The sequence below is a fragment of the Edaphobacter sp. FHG110511_03 genome, assembly GCF_059115365.1.
The window spans coordinates 130,567-154,304 of sequence record NZ_JBZYWL010000005.1; the positions used below are offsets into that span (position 1 = coordinate 130,567).

Sequence of the window (23,738 nt, forward strand, 5' to 3'; positions counted from 1 at the left end):
AACAACAGCTAATGGCTGGTCGTATCGGAGTAAGGCGCACGAAGGCTCCGACGAGACCATGCCGCATCCGCTTCGTTACTGAAGACGAATTTCAGCTCTCCCCCCTGCATCAGGTCCTCGTGCGTAAGATAGCTTCGATCAAGAGACCGGCCATTCAACAACACATCTTTCAAAAAGCCATGTGCCTCGCTCATGCCTACACTGGAGACCGTCATGGACTTCCCATTCGGCAAGTGCAGGATGGCCTTGTCTACGAATGGGCGGCCAAGAACATATTGGTTGGAAGCGGGTGCGACCGGATAAAAGCCCAGCGAGGTAAACACCAGCCATGCCGACATCTGTCCCAGATCGTCGTTGCCCACTAAGCCATCCGGTGCAGGCTTGTACTGCGAGTCCACAATCTGCTTCAGGCGCGCCTGCGTCTTCACGGGAGCCTCTGCATACATGTAGAGATACGGCAAATGGTGGCTCGGCTCATTGCCGTGAATATACTGGCCGATCATCCCGGAGATATCTTCCACATCCGCGTATCGCGCCATGTCGACCTTCTGATCGAACATCGCGTCGAGCTTCGCAATCAGCTTTTCCTTGCCGCCCAACAGTTCGATCAGTCCCTGCTCGTCCTGCGGCTGATACCACGAGTACTGCCAGGCATTGCCTTCCGTAAAGCCGCTTGCCGAGCCGGCCCTGGCCGGGTCGAAGGGTCTGCGATAGTCGCCGTTGGCCAGGCGCGGCTCCACAAATCCATCGGGCACATTAAAGTTGTTCCTCCAGAACCCCGCCCTCCTCTGAAAGGTTGAGGCTACCGCATCCTTACCCATCGCCTTGGCCATCCGCGAAAGGGTCCAGTCGTCGAAGGCATACTCGACCGTCTTTGAGGCCGCCTCATTATCGTCGTCCACGGGCACGTAGCCAAGCTTCATGTAAGCGCCAAGATTTCCATAAGGCGCATAGGTCGCGCTGGCGACCATCGCATCCAACGCGGCCTCCGTGTCGTAACCGCGAATCCCTTTCATGTAGGCATCCGCGATGATTGGCACAGCGTGATAGCCGATCATGCACCATGTCTCCAGTCCGGCAAACTGCCAGACCGGCAGGATCCCGAATGGACTCTCCTGCTGCGAAGCGATCAGCGAGCGGACCAGGTCATTCGTGCGCTGTTCCGGCTCAATCAGCGTCATCAGCGGCTGCTCGGCGCGATACGTATCCCATAAGGACAGCGACGACACAAAGCGGAATCCCTCCGCGCGATGGACCTGATTGTCAGGTCCGCGATACTCTCCGTTCACGTCCATGCTTGTGCTGGGAGCCAGCATCGTGTGATAGAGCGCGGTGTAGAGCGATTTCTCCATCGCAGGCGAAGCATGAAACTCCACCCGGCCCAACTCCGCCCGCCAAGACTTCTGCGTTGCCGCGCGCACGCCATCGAAGTTGAAACCGGGCGTCTCGGCATCCATGTTGGCGATTGCGTTTTCTTCACTCACCGGGGAAAGCGCAACCTTCACAATCAACGGATCCCGAGAAGAAGCGAAGTCAAAGACAGCCTCCAGTCCTCGCCCTTCCACGCTTTGGGTATCCTCTGGCGAGGTTCCCGGAGTCTTGAACCCGCGGTACAGTGGCGGATCCTCTTCCCGGTTATAGAGCGCATGCCCCGACGTCCCAGCAGAAAAACGAATTGCGAAATACAGCTGTCTTCCTGGAGCCCAGCCGCGAGTCTCTCGCATGCCGGTGACAGTGCCATCCTTTCGAATACGCACGCGCGACCACAGTACTTTCCCGGGATAGTTGTAAATGCTGCTGCGCAGGTCCATCAGGAGATGGCGCGTAACGCCCTCAGGAAACGTGTAGCGGTGCACGCCTACGCGCTCGCTCGCCGTCAGCTCCGCCCGGACCTTCGAGTCCTCGAGCAAGACCGTGTAATAACCGGGCTCCGCGTGTTCGCTCTTGTGTGAAAATCGCGAGCGATACCCGGGATGCGTGCCCTCTGGATCGCCTGGCTCCAACCGCACATCCTCACCGCTGATCGGTGTCAGCAGCACGTCGCCGAGGTCGCTATGGCCCGCGCCCGAGAAATGGGTGTGCGAAAAACCAAGAATCGTCGCGTCTTCATACCGATACCCTGCCGCCCACTTGTAACTCTGCTTGAAGGGGCGAATCTGAGTATCGGGAGAAAGCTGCACCATGCCAAAAGGTGCAGCTGCTCCCGGAAAGGTATGCCCCTCTGGCCCTGTGCCAATCAATGGATCGACGAGCTTCAGCGGATCGGGAGCTTGCGCGATGGCGACGGAGCCGCCAACGAGCAGAGCGAGGCAAAGGCGTTTGTGCATGCTATCAAGGTACGATAGCCGCCTCGCTCTTCGCCACAAACCACACGGACGTCGAGCCTCGGCCGGATCAATTGGCTCAATTTTTTTTCGGATCATTTGCCTTGCAGCCACAGGATTCGCGAATCGTCAGCGTAACGGGAAGGACGGCCCTGATGCTGGCGGTCTCGAGCTCGCGCCTGATTCTTTGCAAAAGCACCTGAGTCGAGAGGCTCCCCAGCTCGGCTGCGGGTTGGCGAACCGCTGTTACCGGTGGAGTGATCAAGGTAAAGAAGCCGACATCATCGAAGCCCACCAGCGCGACATCCTTCCCCATTTCAAGGTTCATCGCTTTTAGGGCTTCGATGACCCAGATTGTCGATGCATTGTTCGCGGTAAAAAGCGCATCAGGGCGATTACGTGAACGGAACAGCTTGGATAGAGCGGCCTTCGCTGAAATCGGATTGGACAGAGCCAATTCGTCGTAGCAGGGCAGCTCGGCGCGCCGCATGGATTCCTTGTATCCGGCAATGCGCTCTTTGATGGGATGCAAATGAACATTGGCAGCGATACAGGCGATTCTTCTGTATCCATGTTGAATCAAGTGCTCGACCGCCATACGTGCCCCCGACCGGTTCTCGACTCCGACGGAGTCCGTCGAGGCAACCTCCACGGGACGGTCGATGGCAACGATGGGAGTCGTTCCTCCCGCGATCTTTTCGAGATAACGGCTCCGGCTGTCGACGGGAACGAGCAGAATACCGTCCACAGGATGATGCAGCATCATCTCTACCTGCGCAGCTTCGATCGTAGGATCGTCATCGGAGGCGGCCAGCCAGACGAGATAGCCGCTGGCTCGCGCAGTCTCCTGGACTGCGTGGCTGACCACAGAGAAAAAAGTGTCCGAAATATCAGGAACAATCAATCCGATGGAACGTGAAAGTTTGCCCGTAAGCATTCGTGCTGCGTGATTTGGACGGTAGCCGAGCCGTCGGATTGCCTCATGAACTTTTCTTGCTGTCTCTTCAGCCACGTAAGGATGACCATTGATGGTGCGAGAGACCGTCATGGGACCCACGCCTGCCGCCCGGGCTACATCCTGCAGCGTCGCCCGTTTTTTAGAAGAAGAATTACGCACGCCAAGGCTTCCTTTATGAGAGGGCTATCACACGGTTGCAAATAATCTGAGATTTCATAGTTCACGGTAAAGTTCCCGATAAATTCAGCTTCTTTATATTGACAATCACACATTGAACCGCGTAAACAGGTGACGCTGTGATAGCGCAATCATAAACGCAACTTTGTTTCATTTTCGAGGAGGTTTCAGTGAAAAATCATCTGCAGCGTATTCGCACGCTTCTGTTAGTACTGGTTTGTCTCTTTATCTACGCAATTCCACTTCAGGCTCAAGATTCGTCATCGTTGTCGGGAACGATCGCGGACTCATCCGGAGCTTTGGTCGCCAAAGCAAATATCACCCTTCGCAACAATGCAACTCGCGCGGAGGTCCATGCGATCTCCAATGAGGGCGGCTCCTTCACAATCACGAACCTGCCTTCAGGCGTGTACACTTTGCGCGCCGAGGCCGCCGGCTTTCAGACGACGGAGCTGAGCGATCTTCAGCTCGATCCGAACATTGGGCGCCGCGTGGATGTCACGATGAAGGTTGGCGATACGGCAACTTCCATCACCGTCGAAGCCGGTGCTATGGCTGTGCAGACGGAGAGCGGCTCTGTCGGCCAGCTCATCACACAGGAGCAGGTCAAGAACATCCAACTCAACGGACGCAACCCGCTCTACCTCGCGCAGATGGAACCCGGCGTCGTACGCAACAACTCGATGGCTGCCCTTGGTTTTAGCCTGGATAACCCGCTCAACGTAAACGGTGCGCGCAGCCAGGAGAGCATGCAGACCTTCGACGGCGCACCAATGGTGCGTACCCGCTCCAACGGCACCAGCACGGGTGTGGCCGACGTGGACTCTACCTCACAGATCCAGGTTCTGAGCTCAAACTACCCTGCAGAGTATGGCCGCACATCAGGCGGTCTCATTCGCCTGGTCCCCAAGAGTGGTTCGAGCGACTTCCACGGCAGCGCCTTCGAGTACTTCCGCAATAACGCGCTGAATGCCAACACCTGGCAACGCAACAATAGCGGATTGGGCCGAGGAGCCTTCCGCTACAACCAGTTCGGCTGGAATTTGAATGGTCCGGTCTACATTCCTGGCCATTTCAACAAAGATCGCAGGAAGCTCTTCTTCCTGGTTGGACAGGAGTGGGTGAAGTACAACCATGCCGACACCTCTAGCGCCACGCTGAAAGTGCCTACACCCCTTATGCGACAGGGCAACTTTAGTGAGTTGCTCGGACCGAACATCTTCTACAGTTCCCCGGTACAGATCGTGAACCCCACGACCGGCCTTCCCTATCCAGGAAACGTGATACCCAGCGGTCAGCTCAGCCCCAACGGCATAGGACTGCTCAATGCATATCCACTGCCCAATCTCTCCGGTAATCCTTCCAGTAACTGGACCGATACGGCGCTCTATACCGAAAGTCAGCGAAAGGATTCGGTTATCGTCGACTTCGTTCCAGCCGATGCGCACCACTTCCGCTTCAGCCTCCTGAACTACAACTACGACGACTACGAGCCGCACTTCGGCAACTTCAATACCAATCCACGCATCTTCCATCGGCCCAACCAGATCGGCGTCTTCCACTACACCTGGACCGTCAGCCCCACTATAGTCAACGATGCTTTTGTATCTGCCGCGGCCGACCACGTCGATATCAATATCGACACATCGTCGGGCCTGTCCGACCGTACCAGGTACGGCATCAACTATCCGTACTTATTCGGCTCCGCCACCAAGGTGGTTCCCGACAAGATTCCCACAATTCAGCTCAACGCCTTTGGCACGCTCGACGGCGGCCCATATCCGTCTCGCTCCGGCGGCATGGTCTATGACCTCGGCGATACCCTCACCAAGGTCTGGGGCAATCACACTCTCAAGTTCGGCTTCGTGTGGGAGTATGCCGGCGAGAATAACTACGACCAGATCAGCGTCGACAATACCCGCCCCGGCACGACCAACAACCAGAACGGTCTGTTTGTCTTTACCGATAACCGCGGCGGTGGCGCAACTTCAAAGGCTGGCGTAGCGAATGCCGCCCTGGGCTTATTCGACACCTACGGCGAAATCGGCCAGCGCTCTTACACGCCTTTCCGCGGCAACATGTATGAGATGTTTGGCCAGGACCAGTGGCGCGTCAACTCCAAGCTGGTGCTCGAGTACGGCATCCGCTACAGCATCATGATGCCGTACCACTCGCTCTGGGGGAACCAGGCCTTCTTCAGTCCGAAGGACTACAACCCGTCGCTTGCCCCTACGGTTAATCCAACGACTGGCTTTCTAACGGGTGGAGACCCATATAACGGCGTTGTTATTCCCGGCAGCGGGTTTCCCAGCGCAGCCCAAGGACACGTTCCGGACAACATCTTGAACGGCAACTATCAGCGCCTCTTCCGTGGCTATGGCAGCGGTTACTCTCCAACCGTCTACAGCAATATCCAGCCACGGTTCGGTTTCGCCTATCAGGTCGATCCTGGTACGGTCATCCGCGCCGGAGTGGGCCGCTACATCCAGCGTCTCGGCATTAGCGATGCGGTGCACGTCGGCGGCAACGCTCCCTTCCAGCCGGCAGCCGGAGTAAGCCAGGGCAGTGTGGACAACCCTGGCGGTATCGGCGTGAACACCCCTCCGCTCGCCTTCACCTCACACTCCTTCACTTACCCCAGCCCCGAGGCATGGGCATGGAATATGACGGTTGAGCATGAGTTTTCCGACGTCGGGACCTTCACGCTCAGCTATGTCGGCCGCCGTGGCTATCACCTCGAGCAGCTGGCAAACATCAACGCTCTCCAGCCGGGAACGATTCAGGCAAACCCCACCGTCAGATCCCCAGATGCACTCCGTCCGTATAAAGGCTTTGCGACCATTATCGAAGCCGAGAACGTTGGCGGATCGTTCTATCACGCCATGCAGGCCAACCTGAAGCGGCGCCTGACCAAGGGCATCCTCTTTGGTGTGGCCTATACCTGGTCCAAGAGCCTTGACTACGGCTCTTCAAATGGAACCAACATTGTCAACGCCTTCGACAACAGCATCATGTTCGGACCCAGCGACTTCGACACGCGTCATGTGATGGTGGCCAACTACGTCTGGGATCTCCCCTTCGCAACCCATTCCACGAACTTTTTCGAGCGCACGCTGTTGGGTAGCTGGCAGTTCTCCGGAACCATCCAGGCGCAATCCGGCCGTCCACCCAGCAACGGAATCTCTCGGAACCTTGACCAGGCTGGAGTAGGGCCCGGTTCGGGCAACCAGTATTACGTCAAAACCCGCAGCCCCAACCTGCCACATCAGTTCGGCTCCGCAGGTCAGTATTTTGAAGTCGGAACAGGTTGCGGTACGATCGTCAACACAACTTGCGTCTTCCGGGCAGCGGCCCCCGGTACTTTTGCCGGTCGCGGCACTCGCAACAGTGTTTATGGCCCCGGCTTCAGCAGCTTCAATGCGGCACTGCAGAAGGGCTTCCACGTCATCCCGAACCATGAGAATCATCAACTCATCTTCAAGGCTGAGGCTTTCAACTACCTTAACCATCCCAACTGGGATAATCCGGACGTAAGTCCAACCAGCGCCACGTTTGGAAAAGTGACCAACAAGGGCACGACCTACGCTTCGGAGCGCCAGTTCCAGTTCAGCCTCCGGTACGCCTTCTAGGAGAACTTGTAGCTGTGCAGCAGAGCATCCTCCATCCAGCTCAGCTACAGTCGTCCGAGATGGATTAATAAAACGAACCCTGAGAGATCCCGCAGCTGCTCCAATGCTGCGGGATCTTTTTTTCTTCCACTGAAAACGAAAACTATGGCCTGATCGAAGGATTCAACCAACCTTACCAATACAGCGATCTCTTCGCTTGCCCGATCGAGATCGCGAAAGAGGGCGCAAAGACTCTCAAGCTACCCAACAACGAAAAAATTCGTATCCTCGCAATCTCTGTGGCAGACGAAAATCCGGAACTGACTCCCGCCCAGCCTTTGTACGACGATCTTAGCCGTGCCGCAACGAAGAGCGTGTCCACAAATTCGGCAGATTAGTCCTTTGCCCTTTATCCTGAGACCGCATCAAACGTTTGGGGCGCATCCGCCCAGGAGATTGTTTTTATGTCCGCAGCTACAACCCAGCCTATCGCATTAGCAGACGCTCGCCGCATCATCGCTGCCGCGCAGAAAAAAGCCGAAGAGATCGGTCAACCCATGAATGTCGCAGTCGTCGATGAGGGAGGAAACCTTCTCGCCTTCGAGCGAATGGCCAATGCCTGGTTAGGCTCCATCGATATCTCTATAAAAAAGGCATGGACCTCCAGAGCCTTCGATATCGCCACCCAGGACCTTGCGAAACATTCCCAGTCCGGCGATCAGTTCTTTGGTATTCACGTATCCAATGACTGCAAGGTCATGATCTTCGCCGGCGGCATCCCTCTTAAAAGGGGCGACAAAGTTGTTGGTGCTATTGGCGTCAGCGGTGGTAGCGGAGAACAGGATCATAGTGTCGCTGAAGCGGGTGCCAAAGCTCTTTAGTCGCAACGAATGGTTAGTCTCAAAAAGAATGGGCCCTCATGCAGAGGGCCTATTCTTTGATTCCTTGAAATCGGATCGCACAGGAAATCCTTACTTCGTAAACATCGTGTTTGCTGGCGTCGTGTTCTCGTTATTGTGAATGCGATTCTGCGCCCGCTTTGCGCTCTGCATCGCGGCATCATCCGCTTTCTGTTGGGCTGTCTTGCCGACCTCGGTCGCGCTGGCGTTCTGTTCAATCGCTTCGTGTGCCGGCCGTGCTCCTGTTTTGGTCGAGTTCAGTCCTTGTGCCATGATTTCCACCTCTCTGCATGAAGAGATGATTCGTCCTCGGAATCCGGTTGCCTTGCTCCGGTGTTGCTACAATCGCTCATACCGTATGAGCTTTCACGTTCCCCCTCAAATGAATGAAAAGCAGCGATTTATGCGCGCAGTTGCGCTCTCTGCCTGCACGTTTCTTTTGAGCGGCGGACCTTTTTCATATGCCCAGGCAACCGCCCGGCCACACAAGGAAGCAATGAGCGCATCTCAGAATCCCCTCGCCGTTCACAACTCCTCCATCGTCATCGATACCCACGCCGACACTCCGCAACGCTTCGTCGATGAGCACTGGAACTTCACCGATCCTCTGAACGGCGGAATGCTGAACTACGACAGCGCAAAGAAGGGCAATCTCGACGCGCAGTTCTTCTCCATCTGGGTTGACCCCGGTCAATATCCCGCGAATGCCTCTGCTCGCCGCACCCTCGATCTTATCGATGGAACTCTCGAGCAGGTTCGCCGCGCCCCCGACAAACTCACCCTCTGCGTCACCGCCGACCAGATCATCGCCGCGCACAAGCAAGGAAAATTTGCTGTCTTGATGGGAATCGAAGGCGGCCACTCCATCGAGAACTCACTCGGCGTACTTCGCGATTACTACCGCCTCGGTGTCCGCTACATGACTCTCACCTGGTCCAACACCAACGACTGGGCCGACTCCTCCGGCGACATCGACGACGCCACCATCACCCATCACAACGGCCTCACGCCCTTCGGCAAGCAGGTCGTCGCCGAGATGAACCGCCTCGGCATGATCGTCGACATCTCCCACGTCTCCGACAAGACTTTCTGGGATGTCATCGAGATCACTAAGGCTCCCATCATCGCCTCACACTCCTCCGCCCGTGCGCTGACCCAGGCTCCTCGCAACATGACCGACGACATGCTCCGCGCCGTTGCGAAGAACAATGGCGTCGTCATGGTCAACTTCTTCCCTGCCTTTATCGACGAGCAATGGCGCGCCGCCTGGAACGCCTCTAAGCCTGAGCGCCAGAAAGAACAGGATGCCTTGGAAGCTGAATACAAAGCTAAAGGTCTGCCTGTGCCTTTTGAGGCCTCGGACAAAATCGATCGCAAGTACGCCACCCGTATCGGCCGTGCACCCTTCAATTCGCTCATCGATCACTTCGACCACGTCATCAAAGTCGCCGGAATCGACCATATCGGCATCGGCACCGACTTCGACGGCATCCCCGTCCCACCCGAAGGAATCGACTCCGCCGCCGACCTGCCGAAAGTCACCACGGCCCTGATGGCGCGGGGCTACACCGCCGAGGATATGCACAAACTTCTGGGCGGCAACCTTCTGCGCGTCTTCCGCGCCGTCCAGGCCGCACAGCAGAAACCTCCTGTCATTGCACCGGGACAGGGCCAGTAGGCCCCGTCCCTGCAGTCCACCCACTTTAAAAAGTCAGTTTCCCTTCGTCGCCAGTACGCCGATCTTATTGATCTGCGGCGGATCCGCAAGCAGCTCGCCCGCCTTGTCCATCAGCGCCTTCGCGATCGGTCCGTTCAGATGGGCGTCTCGGCCAGCCTCGTCCTCGAACGTATCGAAGATGCTGAATCGGCCGTCTCCCTCATCCAGGGCGTACCAGGTCGAGGTGCCGGGCTCCTGAGCCGCCATCTGCGCTCCCTGTTTCAAAAACTCTTTCAGCTCCGTCTCTTTCCCCGGCTTCGCTTTGAGCGGGACGTAAAGTGCAAACTTCGGCATCGGTCGATTCTCCTTAGTGGTTGGATGCTATACCTCTTCTCTGGTCACGCGCCTTTCCCCGAATCGGCATCACACTCTTGTAAAGATTTCGCAAACTTCACGAAGCGAGGTGCAGATTGGTTAAAAAATGGTTCCGGCGCAGGCATCATCCCAACGTAGTTCGCGGAGTGGTTACTGGTATCGCTGCGGGAATTGCCGCAACCCTCATCATGGACCAGTTCCAGAAGCTCACCTCAGCTGGCCAGAAGGCCGCCGAGAAACAGTACCGGCTCGCGCACCATGAATCCAAAGAAGCCATCGAACGCGACCAGCAGCAGAAGGCCGAGGAAGCGGCACAGCACGAGGATTCTACCGAAAAAGTAGCTCGCAAGATTGCCGAAGCCACCGGAAAAGATCTTGCAGAGCACGATAAGAAAAAAGCCGGGCAGGCTGTTCACTACGCCTTCGGGACTCTCATGGGAGCCGTTTATGGTGTCGCTGCCGAGCTCGTGCCGGAAGTCACCACCGGCGGCGGAACTGCCTATGGCACTCTTCTTTTCCTCTGCGCCGACGAAGTCGCCGTCCCTGCCTTCCAGCTGGCTCCTTCGCCGGCCGAAACTCCCGGTACCGACCACCTCCAGCATTGGGCCGCGCACGTTGTCTATGGCGGCTCGCTCGAGCTCGTTCGCAGCCTGCTGCGCCGCCTTATGTGATCTTCGCGAATTGCTCCAACAGAGCGTCTGAGATAGCCTGTTCTATGGAGTTAAGCTACGCATGACGCTTCGTCTTCTGGTACTTACCCTGGCCCTTGGCAGCGGTTCGGCCCTGGCTCAATCTCAGCCAGCGCCGCCTCAACCGCCGGCGGCCCCGTCACCGTCGACACCGCCCGCCCCCCCGCAAACCCCATCCACCCCGGCATCCGATGCCCTTCCCGATGCCCCCAGCGCCGCCAGCCAGGCAAAAGCTCCTGTCACCCCCACCGGCCCCACCGCCGTCATCGACACCACCATGGGGCGCCTTACCTGCAAGCTCTACGACACCCAGGCTCCTGTAACGGTAGCTAACTTCATCGGCCTCTCCGATGGCTCCAAGGACTGGACCGACCCGAAGACTCTTCAGAAGGTTCACGGCCAGCCCTTCTACAACGGCACCACCTTCCATCGTGTCATTCCCGGCTTCATGATTCAGGGTGGCGACAAGCTGGGCGACGGCCGAGGCGACCCCGGCTATCTCTTCAAAGACGAGTTCGACCCCACCCTCACCTTCGACGAGCCCGGACGCCTTGCCATGGCCAACTCCGGCCCCAGCACCAACGGCTCGCAGTTCTTCATCACCGAAGCTCCCGTCCAGCAGCTCGACGGCAAGCACACCATCTTCGGTCAGTGCGACTCACACACCGTTCTGCTCGTCTCTTCCATTGCCCGCGTGCCACGCGACGAGAACGACAAGCCGAACACCCCCGTCGTCATCAACAAGATCACCATCGTTCGCGACGGTCAGCCCATGCCTCCGGAGCCAGCACTCCCTCCGGCCCCCGCTGCCCCAGCCGCACCACCTCAATAATTCTTTGTCCCTTCATCCTCTTCGAAGGGCCTCAATCACAACGTCCGATTCTTTAAAGGAGAAAAACATGGCAAGAAAGCCAGGCACCTACGCAACATTCAAGACGTCCGAGGGCACCATCGTCACCGAGCTCTTCGAGAAGGACGCTCCCGAGACTGTCGCGAACTTCATCGGCCTCGCCGAGGGAACCAAGCAGTGGGAGAGCCGCAGCAAGAAGGGCGACAAGCTCTACGACGGAACCGTCTTCCATCGCGTCATTCCTGAGTTCATGATCCAGGGCGGCGACCCCGAAGGAACCGGCATGGGCGGCCCCGGCTACAAGTTCGCCGACGAGACCCGTGGCTCCAAGCATGGCTTCCAGGAGAAGGGTAAGCTCGCCATGGCCAACGCCGGCCCCAACACCAACGGCTCGCAGTTCTTCATCACCGTCGCTCCTACAGGCTGGCTCACCGGCAAGCACACCATCTTCGGTGAAGTCGTCGAAGGCTACGACATCGTCGAGAAGATCTCCAAGGTCTCCCGCGACGGCATGGATCGCCCCAAGACTCCCGTCGTCCTCGAGTCCGTCACCATCGAGCGCGTAGCTTAGTTCAGCTTTGAACCGAAAAGAGCCCGCCTACACTGGCGGGCTCTTTCTTGATATCTCGAAGCTTCCCATGATTGGCAGGAATATTCGCAGTATCGAAGACGGCGATCGAATGATCAATCAGGAAACACAAACACCCAAAGTATTTCACAAGGAAATCTTGATTAAATCTGCGCCTTCAAAGGTCTGGGATGCTCTCACCCGTCCTGAACGAATGAAGGGTTCCCAGAGATGAGTATTGAAATTTCCGACCTTCCAGTCTGTGATCACATTCAGTTCTGTTTCTGACATCCACTCCCTGCATGGCACTTCTTTTGAAAACACCGGCGCAGTTCTACAGTTCACGCCTGAAAAGATGCTCCAGTACAGCCATTTGAGTTCGCTATCTCGACTGCCCGATCAACCTTCCAACTATTCTGTGCTTGAGTTTAAATTGACATCCGTAGAAGATCGGACAATCCTCGCATTCACATTGAGCAATTTTCCAACGGAAGCCATTTATAAGCATTCAGTCTTCTATTGGAACGCCACACTCGAAATATTGAAGAGCTTTATAGAGGGACACTAAAAAGGCCCGCTCAGTGAGCGGACCTTTTCGATTTGTAGCTGCAGCCTCTTACGCCACGCCGATCACAGTGCAAAGCTCCTTCACCGCATCCGCGCTCTTGTTCAGCGCAGCCTGCTCATCGGCGGTCAGCTTGATCTCGATAATCTGTTCCAGCCCCTTCGATCCGAGCTTGCAGGGTACGCCGACATACAGCCCCTTGATGCCATATTCGCCCTCAAGATAAGCGGCGCACGGAAGAATCTTCTTCTTGTCCTTCAGGATCGCCTCGACCATCTCCACCGCAGCAGCCGACGGAGCATAGTACGCCGAACCCGTCTTCAGGTGCTTCACGATCTCCGCACCACCATTGGCTGTGCGCGTCTCAAGCTCCTTCAAGCGCGCAGGCTCGATCAGCTCCGTAATCGGAATTCCCGCAACCGTCGAGTAGCGAGACAGCGGAACCATGGTGTCACCGTGTCCGCCCAGTACAAACGCCGTCACGTTCTCTACCGAGACCTTCAGCTCCTCCGCGATAAACGTCCGGAAGCGGGCCGAATCCAGCACACCGGCCATGCCGATCACGCGTTCACGCGGAATCCCCAGCTTCTTGAACGCGGTCTGCGCCATCGCATCCAGAGGGTTTGAGACGATGATGAAGATCGCATTCGGCGAAGCCGCAAGGGCCTTACCGGCAACATCGCTCATGATGTTGAAGTTCGTGTTCAACAAGTCATCGCGGCTCATGCCCGGCTTGCGAGCGATACCGGCGGTGATCACCACGATGTCCGAATTCGCCGTATCCGCGTAGTCGTTTGTTCCGATCACAGATACATCGCGCTTCTCAATCGGGAGTGCCTCCAACAGGTCCAGCCCCTTACCCTGCGGCACGCCTTCGACAACATCGATCAACACAACATCCGCAAGCTCCTTCGAAGCGATCCAATGAGCTGCTGTAGCGCCGACATTGCCGGCTCCGACGATAGTAACTTTCTTCCGCATGATGGGTGAACTCTCCAGAAAATTTGGCGTGTGTCGCCTTCGAGATGCAGTCAAAAGACCATGCATCTTTGCCATCCATGATACTTTGCCCCAACAACGGCTGGCACGATATTCGTCATTTCCGTGCGGATATCGATTTACGAGGGGATACCCGCGATATTTCTAGAAACGTCTCATCGCCCAAAGTCGAAGAGCCTGCCCTGAGCGAAGTCGAACGGGACCTGCGGTTTTTAGAACTCGCAGGTCCTTGCAGTCACTCAGTGTTCGAACGACGGTGGCTAGCCCATGTTCTCGATCATGCGGCTGGCAAACTCGCTCGTCTTCGCCTTCGTCGCACCCTGCATCCCGCGCTCGAAGTCGTACGTGACGAACTTCTGTGCGATCGTCGTCTCCATCGACTTCTCGATCAGACGCGCAGCCTCCGTCCATCCCATGAAGTCGAACAGCATCACGCCTGACAGAATCACCGAACCCGGATTGATCACATCCTTGTCCGCATACTTAGGAGCTGTCCCATGCGTCGCTTCGAACACGGCATATCCATCGCCGATGTTTCCGCCCGGAGCAATTCCAAGTCCGCCCACCTGGGCCGCAGCAGCATCCGAGATGTAATCGCCATTCAGATTCGTCGTCGCCAGAACGCTGTAGTCCTCCGGCCGCAGAATAATCTGCTGGAAGATCGAGTCAGCAATCCGGTCATTGACCAGGATCTTCTTCTTCCACTTGCCGTCGCCATGCGAAGCGCCAATCGAAGCGATCACCTGCTTCACCTCGGCTACAACTCCTTCGCCAAACTCCTTCGCGGCAAACTCGATTCCCGGCTCGATCAGTGCAGCATTCTCCTCTGGTGTCAGCTTCGGATTCGTCTCAAGGTTCCCCAGAATCCAGCTCTCGCGCTCCGTCACCGTCTGCTCACGGAACTCCTGGGACGCAACCTCGTAGCCCCACTCCCGGAACGCGCCCTCGGTAAACTTCTGAATGTTACCCTTGTGCACCAGCGTCACCGTCTTGCGGTTATTATCCAGCGCATACTGAATGGCCGCACGCACCAGCCGCTTCGAGCCCGTGATCGAGATCGGCTTCACGCCCACGCCCGAATCCGTGCGAATCTTTTTCTTGCCGCCCTTCAACATCTCGTCGTTCACAAAGCTGATGAACTTCGCAGCCTCGGGCGTTCCCTCGCGGAACTCGATACCGGCATAGATGTCTTCGGTGTTCTCACGGAAGATCACCACGTCCAGCTTCTCCGGATGTTTCACCGGGCTCGGCACGCCCGCATAGTACTTCACCGGACGCACGCACTGGTACAGATCCATCAACTGCCGCAGCGCAACGTTCAGCGAACGAATGCCTCCGCCCACGGGCGTCGTCAGGGGTCCCTTGATCGACACGCGATAGTCCACCGTCGCCTTCACCGTGTCATCGGGCAGCCAGTTTTGCGTCTGGCGATATGCCTTCTCGCCGGCCAGCACCTCAAACCACTTCACCGAGCGCTTGCCGCCATAAGCCTTCTCCACCGCTGCGTCGAACACGCGCTGCGAGGCCTTCCAGATGTCGCGTCCCGTGCCATCTCCTTCGATAAAAGGGATAATCGGGTTATCAGGAATGGTGTATTTTCCGTTAGCGTACTGAATCGGCGCGCCATCCGTGGGCACCGCAATCCCGTTGTAGCTTTCCTGCATAAATAAATCGTCCCCCATATAGGTGATGAGAAAACCAAACTATCATTCACCAAGAAGCTCTGGCAATATTCGCACGATGAAAACGATAATCGCACCTAGGCCGGAACATCCGTTCGAAAACCCGGGTGTCGCTGCCAGAAAAAAGAAGTGTCATCCTGAGCGAAGGCGTAGCCGAAGTCGAAGAGCGTGCCGTGTGCCCAATCTTCACGGCAGTTTTATCGTGCCAAGGTGGCACACTCGAGCGGAGCTGGAACCGCAATCCTCAATTAAGCCCTTTACTTCACCAGGTAATAATCCACCGTAGCCACCACCCTGACCTTCTTCATAATGCTTGCGTCAGGGCTCGTGCCGCCGCCACCGCCCTCTTCCCCTGGCCCGCCGCCGCTCCCCGCATCCGCCGCCGAGATCGAAAACACTCCCTGATTCGCCGACCGAATCGAGCCCACCTCGCTCCCGGAATCCGCCGCAAACCGGTCCGCCGAGGCGCGCGCATTCTTCGTCGCCTCCGTAATCATGTCCGGCTTCAACGCATTCAGCCCGTTGAACACGTAGCGGATTCCTTGCCCGTACCCTCCAACCACAATGATCCCCGCCTGTAACAGCTGTGCCGTCTTCTGCCCCGCCTTCGAAATCTTATCGACGTCGCTCGAGCTCACCGTCACCGTCTGCTGCACGATGTACCGCGGTCCACCCTGGTTATTGCCGCCATATTCATTGGCCTGCTTATCCGTCACCTGGATCTGTCCCACCGAGATCTCCTGCGCGCCGATACCCTGTGCGGTAAAGAACTTCAGCACCGCGCCGCGATCCTCCTCGCTCTTCGCATAGACCTGCTGCAGATCGTTTCCTGTCTCCTTGAAGGTCACCGGCCACACCGCGCTGTCAGACTTCACCGTCCGCTCCACCAGCCCCTTCACCGTTACATAACGATCCGCAAGCCGCGTTTCTTTAATCTCCGTCCCCAATAACCACCCGCCAAGCACCAGACCCAGAAACAGGCACCCACCCAACACCGCCGCTGGCGTCAACCATGCATTCTCACGTGTCGTCTCCAAATCATGCCTCCAGATAACACGAGCAGATTGCAATAGGCACGGCAGCTTGTCAAACGCTGCGCACTCTACATAACGAAGAAAGCCCCGGCACAAGACCGGGGCTTTTCTTTCTGCATTACAGAATCAGCTTAGAACTGGTTCCAAAGCAGCTGATTGTAAACATCGTGATGGAACTGCACTTCAGGAGCCTTCACAATTGTGCCCAGCAACCGGGCGCAACGATCAGCCGAAGCCTGCTTCAGGTCCGCATAGCGACCCTTCACATCGGCTCCCAGCATCTTCGTCGTCCAGTCTGCCCCACGGAAGTGCTCAAGCGCCGTGTAGACGTTGTCCGGAAGGTAGCGCTCCGCCTGGCGAAGATTCTTGATCTTCGAGGTGTCCCCATGCAAGCCGCTCTTGAAGATCGAGTACAGCACCAGGTAGGGATTCGCATCCGGTCCTACCGAGCGAACCTCAACGCGAGCCGACTTTTCGTTGCCGATCGGAATCCGGACCATCGAGCCACGATCCGTCGCCGAAGCCTTGATCTGGTTCGGGGCTTCGAAGTGCGGGTCCAGCCTGCGGTACGCATTTACGCTCGCATTCAGCAGCAGGCAGATATCGTTGCCGTGCGTCAGAATGCGGTCCGTGAACTGCCACGCCAGCTTGGAGATCTTCTCCTCGCCCTTCGGATCCCAGAACAGGTTCTTGCCGTTCTTCGTGATCGATACGTTCGTGTGCATGCCCGATCCGTTCACGCCCACCACCGGCTTCGGCAGGAAGCTGGCCGTCATACCCATCTGGGTCGCAATCTGGCGGCAGATCAGCTTGTACAGCTGAATCTGGTCGGCTGCTGCGACAACTTCGCCGTAGGTGTAGTTGATCTCAAACTGTGAGGGAGCAACCTCGGGATGGTCCTTCTCATTCTCGAAGCCCATCGCGCGCTGAACTTCAGCGGTCGTATCGATAAACTCACGCAGCGGGTCGCCCGGCAGCGAGTGATAGTAGCCACCCTTGTTGACGTACTCAAACACGCCCGTCTCGTGGAACTTCCGCTCCGCATCGATGCCCTCGAACAGGAAGCCTTCAATCTCGTTGGCCGCATTCAGCGTGTAACCCTGCTCGTTGAAGAGCTCATTCGAGAACTCTTTCAGCACGCCGCGAATATCGGCCGAGTAAGTTTCGCCGTTCTTGTCGATCACCTCGCCGAACACCAGGACTTTGCCCGGTCCGAACACGTCGGCGGGAGCCCAGTAGAACGCGCTCCAATCGATTCCCAGGCGCAGATCGCTCTCGCGCTGTGCCGTAAAGCCCCGGATCGACGATCCGTCGAACGTAAGGTTGTCGTAGCTCTTCACCAGGAACTTCTTGTCGTAGTCCAGCATGTGCAGACGGCCTTCGAGGTCGCTGAACAGCACCGTAACCGCCTTAATGCGGCGCTCATCGGTCAGGTACTTGAGTCGTTCTTCCTGGATGACATCGGCAGCAACGCGCTTCCGGCGCTGCTCCTTGGCCTGCAGGTTCAGATCCTCGAGTTCTGAGTAAGAAAGTTCCAGGAAATCACGAAATTCGCTCAACGTCTTTTGCTCCTTCTGCAATGAGATACACGACTGGCGTGGTCGGCTGACAGGATCGTTTTGGGGGTTATGAGAGATGGATCCGCTGGCGTCGTGGGCAGAAGACCCTATGTTCAACGTATCAGAATTTTACACAGGGAAAAAGACATCTCTTCCCTTTCATGGCAGGATTTAAGGCCTGCATCCTACGCCAGCATCCATTTCCGCCTCCGTTTGCCTCGCGAAACCACAAGCCAGCCGCAGACTCCAATCGCGGAAAAACAATCTCTGCCGCAAAGTACAAATCTCATTCACCGACAAACATTTCCCTGAAAATTGACCCCGCAAGTCTCTGGCCGCTCGCATGTATCAATTCCTCGTCTCACACCATCTAACCCAACATCTGCCGACTCTCTCGGCCTAAGGAACTTCCCCATGCAATACAAGACCCTTGGAGACACCGGCCTCCTCGTCTCGACTCTCTGTTTCGGCACCATGACCTTCCACGGCGGCACCGGCCTCTTCCGAGCCATCGGCACCGTCGACCAGGCCGGGGCCGACGAGCTCGTCAAGGCATCCATCGACGCAGGCATCAACTTCTTCGACACCGCCGATGTCTACTCCGAGGGCGAGAGCGAAAAGACCCTCGGCCAGTCCCTCAAAAACCTCAACATCACTCGCAGCGACGTCGTTATCGCCACCAAGGCCTTCGGCCGCACCGGCCCCGGTCGTAACGACGTTGGAGCCTCCCGCGGCCACATCATGGACGCTGTCGAAGCCAGCCTCCGCCGCCTCCAGACCGACCACATCGACCTCTACCAGATCCACGGCAACGACATCATCACTCCCATCGAGGAGACCCTCCGCGCCCTCGACACCCTCGTCCAGCACGGCAAAGTCCGCTACATCGGCGTCTCCAACTGGCAGGCATGGAAGATCGCAAAAGCTCTCGGCATCTCCCAGTTCAAAAACCTCGCCCGCTTCGATACCCTCCAGGCCTACTACTCCATCGCTGGCCGGGACCTCGAACGCGATTTCGTCCCTCTCCTCGAAGCCGAAAAGACCGGCCTCCTCGTCTGGAGTCCCCTCGCCGGCGGCCTCCTCTCCGGCAAGTTCTCTCGCGAAAACCAGAAGCCCGCCGACTCCCGCCGCTCCGAATTCGACTTTCCCCTCGTCGACAAGGAGCGCGCCTGGCGCATCCTCGACGTCATGGCGCCTATCGCCAAGGCACATAACTGCAGCCCCGCGCGCATCTCTCTCGCCTATGTCCTGGCGAAACCCTTCGTCACCTCCATCATCATCGGAGCCAAACGCCTCGACCAGCTCGAGGACAACATCGCCGCCGTCGACCTGAAGCTCACGCCGGACGAGCTCAAGCAGCTCGACGAAGTCAGCGCACTCCCGCCTGAATATCCCGGCTGGATGCTTCCCTTCCAAAGCGCCAACCGCCTCGAGCCGGTAGCCCGCCCCGTACCGCGCATGTCCGACAAAAACTAGTGCTCTGAGTCCTGATAGAGCCCGCGATATCAAATAGAGTGTCATCCTGAGCGAAGGCGCAGCCGAAGTCGAAGGATCTGCGTCCCCTTGCGGGATGCGGGATTTACAAACGCAAACCGCAGGTCCTTCGACCTTCGCAGCAGAACATCGTCATCCCGTCGGTATCCCCGGCCATGCAGCCAACATTAACCTCACGCAAAATAAGCGGCCTCACTGGCTCCCTGCAGTCCACGCCACGAAAGAACGCCTATAAACTTGAAAGAACAGCCATGACCACGAACAACAAAACCGCAAACACCCGGCGCGTCGCCCTCATCCAGATGTCCATGGACCCCGACACCAAGGTCAACCTCGACAGGGCCGCCGAACGCGTCTACGAAGCTGCCCGCCAGGGAGCCACTCTCGTCTGCCTGCCAGAGCTCTTCCGCGCCCAGTACTTCTGCCAGCGCGAAGACCACGGCCTCTTCGGCCTCGCCGAGTCCATCCCCGGCCCCTCCACCGACGTCCTCACCCGCGTCTGCCAGGAGACCGGCGTCGTCCTCGTCGCCTCCCTCTTCGAGCGCCGCGCCCCCGGCCTCTACCACAACACCGCCGTCACCATCGAAAAGGATGGCCGCATCGCCGACATGTATCGCAAGATGCACATCCCCGACGACCCCCTCTATTACGAGAAGTTCTACTTCACCCCCGGCGACCTCGGCTTCAAAGCCACCAAAACCACCTCCGGCCCCATTGGCACCCTCGTCTGCTGGGATCAGTGGTACCCCGAAGGCGCTCGCCTCACCTCGCTCAAAGGCGCCGAAGTCCTCTTCTTCCCCACCGCCATCGGCTGGCACCCCTCTGAGAAGGAAGAGTTCGGCGACGCTCAATACTCCGCCTGGCAGACCGCCCAGCGCGCCCACGCCATCGCCAACGGTGTCTTCGTCTGCGCCGTCAACCGAGTAGGCCACGAGCACGGCGACGTCAAGTTCAAGGTAGAAGCAGCCGACGGCAACCCCGCCACAGTCGAGCTCCACGGCCCCGGCGACCACACCCCACAATCCGGCCTCCAGTTCTGGGGCGGAAGCTTCATCGCCGACCCCTTCGGTCGCATCCTCGCGCAGGCCAGCCACGACAAAGAGGAAATCCTCATCGCCGACCTTGACCCCAAACTCATCGAGATCACCCGCCAGCACTGGCCCTTCCTACGCGACCGCCGCATCGACGCCTACGAAGGCATCGCCAAACGCTTCTTGGATTAGTAAAAATAAAATCTCACTATGAGATTCCGTGGTGCCTTCGCGATACTGCTCTCCGTCTCCGCGCTGCACGCCGAAACGCCAGCCACCCAGACATTCCCCGCCGCGTGCTCCATCGTCGAGCACGCGGCATTACCCTTTTTCGCCGCACGATCCATCGTCCTCATACCCCAATCTGACTGTCAGGGCTGCTTCATCGGGAAGACCTCTGATCTGCACGACGCCGTCAATAAGAAGGTCTCCACCAGTCGCGCCATGCATACCTATATGGAGCCCACCACACGCAAGTCCAACCCGATCGTCTGGTACGCCCACTCAAGCATGGACACAGTTGCCCGTCTAACTCTTAAGGCCACTGGCGACTCATGTCAGGCGAGCCTCCTCTTCAACTACAGCTGGTATGGAGCGCAGTTCATCGTCATCATGCCCGTCGACGGCGATCCCGAATCCCGCCCCAGCAACCTGCGCCTCGAACGCGAATACCTTGCCGCGATGCAGAAACAAATCGCCGCTCGCTGATATCACCGAAATCGAGGGCCCATCTTCGCATCGTCGCTGGATAGTACATTCGAGCCGAGGTATCGGGTGGCCCATACATACCGCAAGCATGCCGGGTGCCCCGTTCATGCGGTCTCATCGCCTGAGTGGGACATGCGAGTAAAGCTCGAACATGCTTCTAGGTACGCCAAGCCTTCAGGCTTAGCCCCTCAAGCATTGGAAGAAGAGGGGCTTTAGCCCCTGAAGCACTCACAGTACAATTCCTCCATCCTGACTCCAGAGGAAAATCCATGCATCTCGCCAGACTCCTGCTTCTCGCCTCACTCACCACCCCACTCCTGGCGCAATCCGGCCCCACACTCCACTCCGCCGCTGATCTCGCCAAGCTCGAAGCGAAACTTACCACCGCCGCCAAAGCCGGCCCCACCGGCTTCAGCATGGATACAATCGACGACTTCGGCTCCGCCCGCACTCTCTACATCGTCCGCGTCCACACCGGCGATGCCGAACTCCACGAAGGTTGGGCCGACCAGATGGTCATCACCAAAGGAAGCGTCATTCTCGTCACCGGGGGTAACATCCAGGGCGGCCACGGTCTCCCCAATCAGCCCGGCGAAACTCGCGGCCCCTCGATGGAAGGTGGTAAAGAGATCGTTCTCCACACCGGCGACACTGTTCACATCCCAGCCGGGGTACCGCACTGGGTCAAAGTCGCACCCGGAACAACAACGACCTACTTTGTCTTCAAAGAAAAGTAGAAGCAGCTAGGCACGAAGAATTGGCCCCTGCAATAGACCTCGCAGAAAGAAGTATCTCGGACGTTCCTCAGAAACAGGACGATGATTCAACTGATCCATCGCCGGGTGCCTCATTCATGCAGCTTCATCGCATGAGTGGGACATTCGCGCAAAGCGCGAACCGCCTCGAACTATCTCTACACTTCCTCCACAAAAAGTGTCATCCTGAGCGAAGTCTTTGCGAACCAAAGACGCAGTTGAAGAACCTGCCCTGAGCGAAGCCGAACGGGACCTGCGGTTAACACGCACCACTCCAAGCAATCAAAAACTCGCACAACACCAGCGAGCGCCGGAGGCTGATTCATGAATCGCAGAAAATTTCTTCAGGCAGCAGGAGCCGCCCCGCTTCTCTGGACTTCGGAGACTCTGCCAGCCGCCGGGCCACCCTCCAAAAATCCCGCCCCCATCAGAGAACACTCCACCATCCCACCAGCCCTACGAACGCGCCTCGACAGCGAGATCCAGACCTACATGCAGCGCAACGCCGCTCCCGGCCTGCAGTTCGCACTAACCGATCTGCATGGCCAGGAATATCTGGCCAGCTACGGTTACGACAATCTCGAAGAACAGAAGCCTCTCCAGCCCAATCGCCTGTTTCAGATCGGTTCCATCTCAAAATCGATGGGGACAATTGCCGTATTGCAACTGGTCGAAGAGGGCAAGCTCGATCTCCATCGCCCCGTCCTCGAATACCTTCCCTGGCTTCCATGGAAGACCTCCTTCGGTCCCGTCACACTCGATCACATCCTCACCCACTCAAGCGGCATGCCCAACGGTGGATCGCTCTTCTTTCCGCGGAATTTCTGGACGCACGAGCAGCGCTATGCTCCAGGCAAACAGTACTTCTACTCCAACATGGCCTTCAATGCGGTCGGCCGGCTGGTCGAGATGTGCGATAGCCGCCCCTACCAGGAGTCTCTCGTCGCGCGCATCTTTCGTCCCGTCGGAATGACAGCCTCACGCTCCGCACTCGGCGGGCCGGAGTGGGCCTTGCAATCGATCAGCTACATCTCCGCCGCCGTCGACACCCCTTACCGGCGTTTCGATCCGTTGCGTCAGGCGCCGTCCTTCCACGAGGACACCAGCGCCGGTTGTGTCGCCTCCACACCCGCCGACATGGCGAAGTATCTTCGCTGCTTGCTGCGCGGCGGCGTCACCGACAGTGGCACGCGCATCCTCTCCAAAGAGAGCTTTGAGACCATGACGGCCCATCACATCGACACCGAAGAGTGGGGTCCGCACGCTGGATACGGCTACGGCATCGGTGTTGATATCACAGACGGCGACCACATCGCGATGCATACCGGTGGCATGGTCAGCTTCATGTCAGCCATCTACCTCAATCTTTCCCGCGGTGTGGCCGCATTCGCATCCATCAACGCGCAACTGGGATACCGTCCGATGCCGGTTGCCCAATTTGCCACGCAGGCTCTAGCCGCCCGGATAGCCGGAGCCGCGTCTCCCGGCCCGATCCCCCCACCTGCGGCAGAGAAGCCCAGGACTCCAGCTACGACTTCGACTCCCGCATCCGTGTCTTCGAAGTACGGGGGACTTTACGTCAACGACGATCCTTGGAAGGGAGCAATCAGGATCACCGAAATAGACTCTGTCCTGCATCTGAACGGAACGCCTCTCGTTCAAGCTACGGATGGATCGTTCTACCTGGCTTCAATACCAAATGCGCCGGATCGCGTCGCCTTCGATGGCATCATCCAGGGTATCGCCCACCTGCTTCTGCTGAATGGAGCGCAGTACGTACGTTTCAACGCTCCATCCAGCGCCTAA

The 23,738-nt window shown here is 57.8% G+C and carries 21 protein-coding genes; 13 read left to right on the forward strand and 8 right to left on the reverse strand.

Annotated elements, in window-relative coordinates; translation table 11 throughout:
- Positions 1 to 8: 8 nt before the first annotated feature.
- Both AC5S26_RS20310 and AC5S26_RS20315 read right to left on the reverse strand, forming a co-directional pair.
- Positions 9 to 2,327, reverse strand: a complete 2,319-nt coding sequence (locus AC5S26_RS20310; protein WP_494186764.1) for a GH92 family glycosyl hydrolase — start codon at positions 2,325 to 2,327, stop codon at positions 9 to 11.
- Between the two features lie 76 nt (positions 2,328 to 2,403).
- Entirely contained in the window at positions 2,404 to 3,441 is a 1,038-nt protein-coding gene (locus AC5S26_RS20315) for a LacI family DNA-binding transcriptional regulator (protein ID WP_494186765.1), read from the reverse strand.
- Between the two features lie 188 nt (positions 3,442 to 3,629).
- On the opposite strand from AC5S26_RS20315, the gene AC5S26_RS20320 reads away from it, so the two are divergent.
- The 3 genes from AC5S26_RS20320 to AC5S26_RS20330 all read left to right on the forward strand — a co-directional run bounded on the left by AC5S26_RS20320 (position 3,630) and on the right by AC5S26_RS20330 (position 7,948).
- A complete protein-coding gene (locus tag AC5S26_RS20320) occupies positions 3,630 to 7,088 on the forward strand; it encodes a carboxypeptidase-like regulatory domain-containing protein (protein WP_494186766.1) in 3,459 nt (1,152 codons plus the stop codon).
- A gap of 152 nt (positions 7,089 to 7,240) precedes the next feature.
- Entirely contained in the window at positions 7,241 to 7,465 is a 225-nt protein-coding gene (locus tag AC5S26_RS20325; RefSeq protein WP_494187166.1) for a beta-sandwich domain-containing protein, read from the forward strand.
- 66 nt (positions 7,466 to 7,531) lie between these two features.
- Entirely contained in the window at positions 7,532 to 7,948 is a 417-nt protein-coding gene (locus tag AC5S26_RS20330) for a GlcG/HbpS family heme-binding protein (protein ID WP_494186767.1), read from the forward strand.
- A gap of 90 nt (positions 7,949 to 8,038) precedes the next feature.
- On the opposite strand, the gene AC5S26_RS20335 is transcribed toward AC5S26_RS20330, so the two are convergent.
- Positions 8,039 to 8,239: a hypothetical protein gene (locus AC5S26_RS20335; protein ID WP_494186768.1), complete on the reverse strand. Its 201-nt coding sequence runs from the start codon at positions 8,237 to 8,239 to the stop codon at positions 8,039 to 8,041.
- Between the two features lie 223 nt (positions 8,240 to 8,462).
- On the opposite strand from AC5S26_RS20335, the gene AC5S26_RS20340 reads away from it, so the two are divergent.
- Positions 8,463 to 9,644: a dipeptidase gene (locus AC5S26_RS20340; RefSeq protein ID WP_494186769.1), complete on the forward strand. Its 1,182-nt coding sequence runs from the start codon at positions 8,463 to 8,465 to the stop codon at positions 9,642 to 9,644.
- A gap of 33 nt (positions 9,645 to 9,677) precedes the next feature.
- On the opposite strand, the gene AC5S26_RS20345 is transcribed toward AC5S26_RS20340, so the two are convergent.
- Positions 9,678 to 9,977: a putative quinol monooxygenase gene (locus AC5S26_RS20345; RefSeq protein ID WP_494186770.1), complete on the reverse strand. Its 300-nt coding sequence runs from the start codon at positions 9,975 to 9,977 to the stop codon at positions 9,678 to 9,680.
- Positions 9,978 to 10,093: 116 nt separating this feature from the next.
- Here AC5S26_RS20345 and AC5S26_RS20350 point away from each other — a divergent pair, with 116 nt between their 5' ends.
- From AC5S26_RS20350 to AC5S26_RS20365, 4 genes are all read left to right on the forward strand, one after another.
- Positions 10,094 to 10,669 carry a DUF1440 domain-containing protein gene (locus AC5S26_RS20350; protein ID WP_494186771.1) on the forward strand — a complete coding sequence of 192 codons (576 nt, stop codon included), beginning with the start codon at positions 10,094 to 10,096 and terminating at the stop codon, positions 10,667 to 10,669.
- A gap of 61 nt (positions 10,670 to 10,730) precedes the next feature.
- Complete coding sequence (locus tag AC5S26_RS20355; protein WP_494186772.1) at positions 10,731 to 11,519, forward strand: peptidylprolyl isomerase; 789 nt, start codon at positions 10,731 to 10,733, stop codon at positions 11,517 to 11,519.
- A 67-nt stretch (positions 11,520 to 11,586) separates the two neighbouring features.
- Positions 11,587 to 12,108: a peptidylprolyl isomerase gene (locus tag AC5S26_RS20360; protein ID WP_494186773.1), complete on the forward strand. Its 522-nt coding sequence runs from the start codon at positions 11,587 to 11,589 to the stop codon at positions 12,106 to 12,108.
- Positions 12,109 to 12,367: 259 nt separating this feature from the next.
- Positions 12,368 to 12,673, forward strand: coding sequence for an SRPBCC domain-containing protein (locus AC5S26_RS20365; protein WP_494187167.1), 306 nt, complete (start codon positions 12,368 to 12,370; stop codon positions 12,671 to 12,673).
- Between the two features lie 48 nt (positions 12,674 to 12,721).
- Here the strand turns inward: AC5S26_RS20365 and mdh are convergent, their stop codons facing one another.
- From mdh to AC5S26_RS20385, 4 genes are all read right to left on the reverse strand, one after another.
- On the reverse strand, positions 12,722 to 13,651 hold the full coding sequence (gene mdh / locus AC5S26_RS20370) for a malate dehydrogenase (protein WP_494186774.1): 930 nt from the start codon (positions 13,649 to 13,651) through the stop codon (positions 12,722 to 12,724).
- Positions 13,652 to 13,929: 278 nt separating this feature from the next.
- A complete protein-coding gene (locus AC5S26_RS20375) occupies positions 13,930 to 15,333 on the reverse strand; it encodes an NADP-dependent isocitrate dehydrogenase (RefSeq protein ID WP_494186775.1) in 1,404 nt (467 codons plus the stop codon).
- Between the two features lie 275 nt (positions 15,334 to 15,608).
- The gene (locus tag AC5S26_RS20380; protein ID WP_494186776.1) at positions 15,609 to 16,388 is read right to left on the reverse strand and encodes an SIMPL domain-containing protein; all 780 of its coding nucleotides are present in this window, start codon (positions 16,386 to 16,388) and stop codon (positions 15,609 to 15,611) included.
- 128 nt (positions 16,389 to 16,516) lie between these two features.
- The gene (locus AC5S26_RS20385; protein WP_494186777.1) at positions 16,517 to 17,944 is read right to left on the reverse strand and encodes a glutamine synthetase family protein; all 1,428 of its coding nucleotides are present in this window, start codon (positions 17,942 to 17,944) and stop codon (positions 16,517 to 16,519) included.
- A 414-nt stretch (positions 17,945 to 18,358) separates the two neighbouring features.
- On the opposite strand from AC5S26_RS20385, the gene AC5S26_RS20390 reads away from it, so the two are divergent.
- From AC5S26_RS20390 to AC5S26_RS20410, 5 genes are all read left to right on the forward strand, one after another.
- Positions 18,359 to 19,420 (forward strand): aldo/keto reductase, encoded by a 1,062-nt coding sequence (locus AC5S26_RS20390; RefSeq protein ID WP_494186778.1) that lies wholly within the window; start codon positions 18,359 to 18,361, stop codon positions 19,418 to 19,420.
- Between the two features lie 269 nt (positions 19,421 to 19,689).
- A complete protein-coding gene (locus AC5S26_RS20395) occupies positions 19,690 to 20,661 on the forward strand; it encodes a carbon-nitrogen hydrolase (protein ID WP_494186779.1) in 972 nt (323 codons plus the stop codon).
- A gap of 18 nt (positions 20,662 to 20,679) precedes the next feature.
- Positions 20,680 to 21,177, forward strand: coding sequence for a hypothetical protein (locus AC5S26_RS20400; RefSeq protein ID WP_494186780.1), 498 nt, complete (start codon positions 20,680 to 20,682; stop codon positions 21,175 to 21,177).
- 269 nt (positions 21,178 to 21,446) lie between these two features.
- Positions 21,447 to 21,914, forward strand: coding sequence for a cupin domain-containing protein (locus AC5S26_RS20405; protein WP_494186781.1), 468 nt, complete (start codon positions 21,447 to 21,449; stop codon positions 21,912 to 21,914).
- 342 nt (positions 21,915 to 22,256) lie between these two features.
- Positions 22,257 to 23,738, forward strand: coding sequence for a serine hydrolase domain-containing protein (locus tag AC5S26_RS20410; protein ID WP_494186782.1), 1,482 nt, complete (start codon positions 22,257 to 22,259; stop codon positions 23,736 to 23,738).